General features: G+C 72.9%; 7 protein-coding genes. 4 read left to right on the forward strand and 3 right to left on the reverse strand.

The window, feature by feature from the left end:
- Positions 1-539 (reverse strand): TetR/AcrR family transcriptional regulator (locus ACFTZL_RS40025; RefSeq protein ID WP_382593999.1); only part of this gene is annotated, 539 nt, incomplete at its 3' end.
- 92 nt (positions 540-631) lie between these two features.
- Here ACFTZL_RS40025 and ACFTZL_RS40030 point away from each other — a divergent pair.
- Both ACFTZL_RS40030 and ACFTZL_RS40035 read left to right on the forward strand, forming a co-directional pair.
- Positions 632-1,090, forward strand: a complete 459-nt coding sequence (locus tag ACFTZL_RS40030; RefSeq protein WP_382594002.1) for a nuclear transport factor 2 family protein — start codon at positions 632-634, stop codon at positions 1,088-1,090.
- A gap of 27 nt (positions 1,091-1,117) precedes the next feature.
- Positions 1,118-1,654 carry a flavoprotein gene (locus ACFTZL_RS40035; RefSeq protein WP_382594005.1) on the forward strand — a complete coding sequence of 179 codons (537 nt, stop codon included), beginning with the start codon at positions 1,118-1,120 and terminating at the stop codon, positions 1,652-1,654.
- Positions 1,655-1,657: 3 nt separating this feature from the next.
- On the opposite strand, the gene ACFTZL_RS40040 is transcribed toward ACFTZL_RS40035, so the two are convergent.
- Positions 1,658-2,533, reverse strand: a complete 876-nt coding sequence (locus tag ACFTZL_RS40040; protein WP_382594008.1) for a hypothetical protein — start codon at positions 2,531-2,533, stop codon at positions 1,658-1,660.
- A gap of 212 nt (positions 2,534-2,745) precedes the next feature.
- Between ACFTZL_RS40040 and ACFTZL_RS40045 the strand changes: the two genes are divergently transcribed.
- The gene (locus ACFTZL_RS40045; protein ID WP_382594011.1) at positions 2,746-3,714 is read left to right on the forward strand and encodes an aldo/keto reductase; all 969 of its coding nucleotides are present in this window, start codon (positions 2,746-2,748) and stop codon (positions 3,712-3,714) included.
- 84 nt (positions 3,715-3,798) lie between these two features.
- On the opposite strand, the gene ACFTZL_RS40050 is transcribed toward ACFTZL_RS40045, so the two are convergent.
- A complete protein-coding gene (locus tag ACFTZL_RS40050) occupies positions 3,799-4,638 on the reverse strand; it encodes a phytanoyl-CoA dioxygenase family protein (RefSeq protein ID WP_382594014.1) in 840 nt (279 codons plus the stop codon).
- Positions 4,639-4,699: 61 nt separating this feature from the next.
- On the opposite strand from ACFTZL_RS40050, the gene ACFTZL_RS40055 reads away from it, so the two are divergent.
- On the forward strand, positions 4,700-5,654 hold a 955-nt coding region (locus ACFTZL_RS40055), incomplete at its 3' end, for a helix-turn-helix domain-containing protein (protein ID WP_382594017.1).

Below are 5,654 nucleotides of genomic sequence, written 5' to 3' on the forward strand. Positions count from 1 at the left end.
AGGAGCAGCCGGGCCGCCTCGCGCGCCTCGGCCGCGGGCTCGGCGCTCCTGGTGACACCCGCCGTGACCATGGCACCCTCGGCCAGCAGGAACAGGTGCCCGGCCAGCGCGCCGGGCAGTCCCGCCGCGTCCACGAGCGAGGCGAGGTAGTCCCGGAACGCCCGCTTGTGCGCGCGCACTTGGCCGGCCACGCGCGCGGACGTGGCGCCGAGCTCGCCGTAGGCGTTGATCCACGCGCAGCCGCGGAAGCCCGGCTCGCCGAACCACCGGCCGAGCCAGTCGAACACGGCCAGGATCCGCTCCCGGGGCTCCCCGTGCCGCTCGACGTACTCGGCCAGTTGCCCGCGCCAGCGCGCGTCGCGCCGCTCCAGATACGCCTCCACCAACTGCTCCTTCGCCGGGAAAAGCTGGTAGAGGCGCTTGAGCGAGACCCCGGACGTGCCGCGTACGTCGTCCATCCCGACGGACTGCACGCCCCGCCCGTAGAACAACTCCTCGGCCGCGTCCAGCGCCCGCTCCCGGGCCACCGCGCTGTCCATCCACCATCACTCCTTGACGAGAGAACGAGCGTTCTCCTACGGTAGCAGTCATCCGGAGAACGCTCGTTCTCCGCTGTGACCAGGGAGCATCGATGACCGACCGCCCGCCCCTGCCGCCCTTCACCCGCGAGAGCGCCGCACAGAAGGTCCAGGCCGCCGAGGACGCCTGGAACACCCGCGACCCGCACAAGGTCGCCCTCGCCTACTCGGAGGACTCCGTCTGGCGCAACCGCGACACCTTCGTCACCGGGCGCGCCCGGATCGTCGAGTTCCTGACCCGCAAATGGGAGCGCGAGCAGGAGTACGCGCTGCGCAAGGACCTCTGGGCCTTCGACGGCAACCGCATCGCCGTCCGCTTCCAGTACGAGTGCCGTGACGCCGGGGGACAGTGGTGGCGCTCCTACGGCAACGAGTTGTGGGAGTTCGACGAGCACGGGCTGATGACCCGCCGCGAGGCGAGCATCAACGACGTACCGATCGACGAGAAGGAGCGCCGTATCTTCGGGCCGCGGCCGGAGCCGGAGCGCGGACGCACCTTCCCCCTCCGGTGAGCCCGGGGGAGTCGCTAGGTTTTCGGGATGACCGAACAGGCCGCCCGCAAGCCCTTCCTCTACGTCGTCGTCTGCGCCGCCGGAATCGCCGCGGACGTCAGCAAACTGATCACCGCCGCGCAGGAGCGGGACTGGGAGGTCGGCGTCATCGCGACGCCCGTCGCCATGAACGGCTTCTTCGACACCGCCGCCGTCGAAGCCCAGACGGGCCGCCCCATCCGCTCGGCCTGGCGCACCCCCAGCGATCCGCGCCCCTTCCCGGCGCCCGACGCCCTGGTCGTCGCACCCGCCACCTTCAACACCGTCAACAAGTGGGCGGCCGGCATCGCCGACACCCTCGCGCTGGGCACCCTGTGCGAGGCGGCGGGGCTCGGCGTGCCGATCGCCGTCCTGCCGTGCGTGGCCGAAGCGCTGGCCGCCCACCCCGCCTACCGGGACAGCATCGAACGGCTCCGGGGGATGGGCGTGCGGTTCGGGGAGCCGTACACCGGGGAGCCGGTCGAGGGCGGCGGGCGGCCGGAGTTCGGCTGGGAGCGGGCACTGGACCTGGTCGAACGGGACTGACGGTCAGCCGCAGCCGACCATGGGCCCCTCCACCATGCCGCCGGTGTAGAGCGCCTGCCCGCGCGGCATCCAGTAGCCCAGCTTCGAGACCACCGTCGAGCAGGCGGACCCCTGAGTGACCTGGACCCGCACGGTGGCCGGACGGCCCGGCTGGAGGTCGGTCAGCGCACAGTCCACGGAGTGCGTCAGCCTGGCTGTGGACGGGGCCCGTCCGATGAGCGGGTTGACGCACCGGGCGTCCGCCGTGCTGATCCGCACTCCCGTGCTCTCCTCGCCGATCAGCCCGAAGCGGGCACTGCCGTCGCCCTGTTCGCTGTCGCGGTACACCCGGTACGTCAGCACGGTGGTGGCCCCGCGACGCAGGGCGGTCCGGTCGACCTCGACGCGGTGCGTGGGCCGCTGCTTCGGCGCGCTCAGGGTGAGCGTCGCCCGGACCGTGCCGCGCAGGTCCACACCGCCCGGCGTGGAGCGGACGTGCACGGTGGCCGTGACGTCGTAGGCCCCCGGGCCGGGGTACGGCTGCGTACCGGGCAGCGTCCCGGAGGCGACCGTCCTGCCCTGGCGTTTCGCCGTCCAGGTACCGGAGGTCAGACAGGCGTACCGGGCGGACGTGCCGGGACGGCCGCAGTTCGCGGGGGCCGAGACCGCCATCATCGGTGTGCCGCTGCCCGCGCACAGGCTGACGGCGGCCCGCTCACCGTCCGCTCCGCGCAGGATGCCCGCGGGTGCGCACAGCGTCGCCGGTCCCTCGGCCGCCGGGGCCTGGGCCCGGACCTCGTGCCCCGGCGGGGCCGGCCGGCTCCAGGCGGTCGAGATCAGGGCGAGGGACGCCGCGGCCGCCCCGGTCAGGATCCTCAGTGTCCTCCGTCGTGCCGCCACGCCTTCTCCCGTACGCCGCCGACCGGCCGGGCGCCGGTCACCTGCGCCGAGGATGCGGCAGCGGCCCGGCCGCCTCGCCGCTCCCACGCCGTGCGGTCACCTGGGGGCAGCAACGATGACGGCCCGTCAGCCGGTCCGGCGCACCCTGCCTCGAGCGCACACGAGCACGTACGCTCCCCCTGGAAACCCTCCCGAAGGCAGGAGCAGCAACGATGCAGTACGTGAAGCTCGGTTCGACGGGCCTGGACGTCTCCCGGATCTGCCTGGGGTGCATGACCTACGGCCTGCCCGACCGCGGCCGTCACGAGTGGACCCTCGGCGAAGAGGCCTCGCGCCCGCTGATCCGGCAGGCGGTCGAGGCGGGGATCAACTTCTTCGACACGGCGAACGTCTACTCCGACGGCACCAGCGAGGAGATCACCGGCCGTGCCCTGCGCGACTTCGCCCGCCGCGACGAGATCGTGCTCGCGACGAAGGTGAACGGCCGGATGCGGCCCGGGCCGAACGGCGGCGGACTGTCCCGCAAGGCGATCATCACCGAGCTCGACCAGAGTCTGACCCGCCTCGGCACCGACTACGTCGACCTCTACCAGATCCACCGCTTCGACCCGCACACCCCCGTCGAGGAGACGATGGAGGCCCTGCACGATGTCGTCAAGGCCGGCAAGGTCCGCTACATCGGGGCCAGTTCGATGTACGCCTGGCAGTTCTCCAAGGCCCAGTACACCGCGCGGCTGAACGGCTGGACGCGCTTCGTCTCCATGCAGAACCACTACAACCTCATCTACCGCGAGGAGGAGCGCGAGATGCTGCCCCTCTGCGCGGACCAGGGCGTGGGCGTACTGCCCTGGAGCCCCCTCGCCCGCGGCCGCCTCACCCGCGACTGGGACACCACGACCGACCGCAGCGCCACCGACACCTTCGGCAGCAACCTGTACCAGGAGGGCGACCGCACCATCGTCGAGGCCGTCACCCGCATCGCCGCCGACCGCGACGTCCCCCGCGCCCAGGTGGCCCTGGCCTGGCTGCTCCACCAGTCCACGGTTTCAGCGCCGATCGTGGGGGCGTCGAAGCCCCGGCATCTGGAGGACGCGGTGGCCGCTGTCGACCTCCAGCTCAGCGACAAGGAACTCGAGGAACTGGAGCGTCCCTACACAGCGCATCCGATCGCCGGTCACTGAGCTTCTTTAGGGGCGCGGGGCTGTATCGATGTGCGGCTCCGCCGCGTGGGCGCGATCAGCCACAACGGCGCCGCGGACAACCGATCAGTGAGGCCCCTGCGGCGCGAACTCCGTCCCGCAGGGGCCCGCCCCCACACTCTCCGCCAGAGCCACCCGCGCCCCACTCATCGACAACGTCCGGTAGAACCGACCGATCCGCTCCGCCGACCGCCCCACATAGTGCCCGATGAACGACCGCCGGAACCGATCATCCGAACGGTTCGGCTGCGACCCGTGCACCAGGCTGCCGTTGAAGAACAGAGCATCCCCCGGCGACATGTCCACCGGCACGGGCGCCAGCCCGGGCGGCGGCGGAACGTACTCCCGGGCGAAGGAAACCCCCGCATCGGCCTCCTCCGGGCAGAACACATCCATCCGGTGTGTGCCCGGCACGACCTCCAGCCCGCCGTTCTCCCGGTCGATCACGTCACACGCCAGCCACGCCGCCACGCACGTGCCCGGATCCACCCGCAGATAGAAGTTGTCCTGGTGCAGCGCCTGGCCCCGGGCGCCCGGCGGCTTGAAGTAGAACATGCTCTGCGCGGCCAGGGCCTCCTCCCCGAGGAGCACCTCCAGGACCGTGCGCAGCCGGGCGTCCAGCAGGACGTCCCGGGCGAGGCCGCTGATCTCGTGCGGGTGCATCACCCGAGGCCAGACGCGCAGCGGATCCGCGTCCGCCCCGGACGCACGCGGCTCGAAGTGCCCGGGTACCGGTCCGGCCGCGTGCAGTGCCGCGAACTCGCCGCACAGCCGCTCGATCTCGTCGGCCCCGAAGAGCCCACGTACGACCGTGAAACCGTCCTCCTCGAACCCCTCCCGGTACCGCCGGAGCCCGGCGGGGTCCAGGATGGGAGCGCCGGCGGCGCCGTTGCCCGTGACTGTCATGAGCGCACTCCTCGGTCGGTTGTCCACGGTCCGACACTAGGCCGCCCTGTCGTCGAGGAGGATGCCCGTGCGTGCTGACGGATTGCCCGGCACTGCTGAGACCGGGGACGACGGGGTCCCGGCCCCGCCGCCCGGCCTGGTCGTGCTCGGCCATTTCGACCAGCCGCCCGGCTACGCCGTCAACCGCCCGCGCGGTTCCGCGAGTTGGCTCTTCACCTGGACCACGGGAGGCCGGGGCCGGCTGCGGCAGGGCGCCGTGGAGACCTCGGTCGGCGCAGGGGACCTCGTAGTGCTCGCCCCGGGTGTCCCGCACGGCTACGCGGTGGAACCCGGCGCCCGGCACTGGCGGTTCTGGTGGGCGCACTGCCAGGCCCGCCCGTCGTGGGCGGGCTGGCTGCGGCCGTACGACGCCGGCGACGGGGTGCACGTCGTCCCGTCCGCCCCGGCCGGTGTGCACGGCCGCGTCGAGTCGGCGTTCCGGCGGATGCACACCGACGCCCGCTGGACCGGGACCGAGGCACCACCCGCACCGGCGTCCCCGGACGGGCAGGTCGCCGTCGCACACGGCAGCGCGGCCCGCGAGCTCGCCCTGTGCGCGCTGGAGGAGATCGTCCTCCTCGCTGCCGCCGGCGCCCGGCCGGTGGCACCCCGCCCCGGCCTCGACGCACGGATCCGCCGGGCCGAGGAGCTGATCGCCGCCGACCCGGGCGCCCCGCACACCGTCCGCTCGCTCGCCGAGGGCGTCGCCCTGTCGCCGTCCCGCTTCGCCCACCTGTTCAGCCGGCAGCTCGGTCAGTCGCCCATGCGCGCCCTGCGCGAGGCCCGGCTGCGGCACGCCGCGAGTCTGCTGGAGGGCACCGACCTGCCCGTGGAACGGGTGGCCGCGGCCTCGGGTTTCGCCAGCCCGTTCCACTTCAACCGCGCCTTCCGCGAGCGCTACGGGATACCGCCCGGCGCGTACCGGACACAGTACGGCGACCCGTCCGGCCCAGCGGTTTCCGGACGCCGACGGGAAC

The organism is Streptomyces sp. NPDC056948, from assembly GCF_042674225.1.
GTDB lineage: Bacteria > Actinomycetota > Actinomycetes > Streptomycetales > Streptomycetaceae > Streptomyces > Streptomyces purpurascens.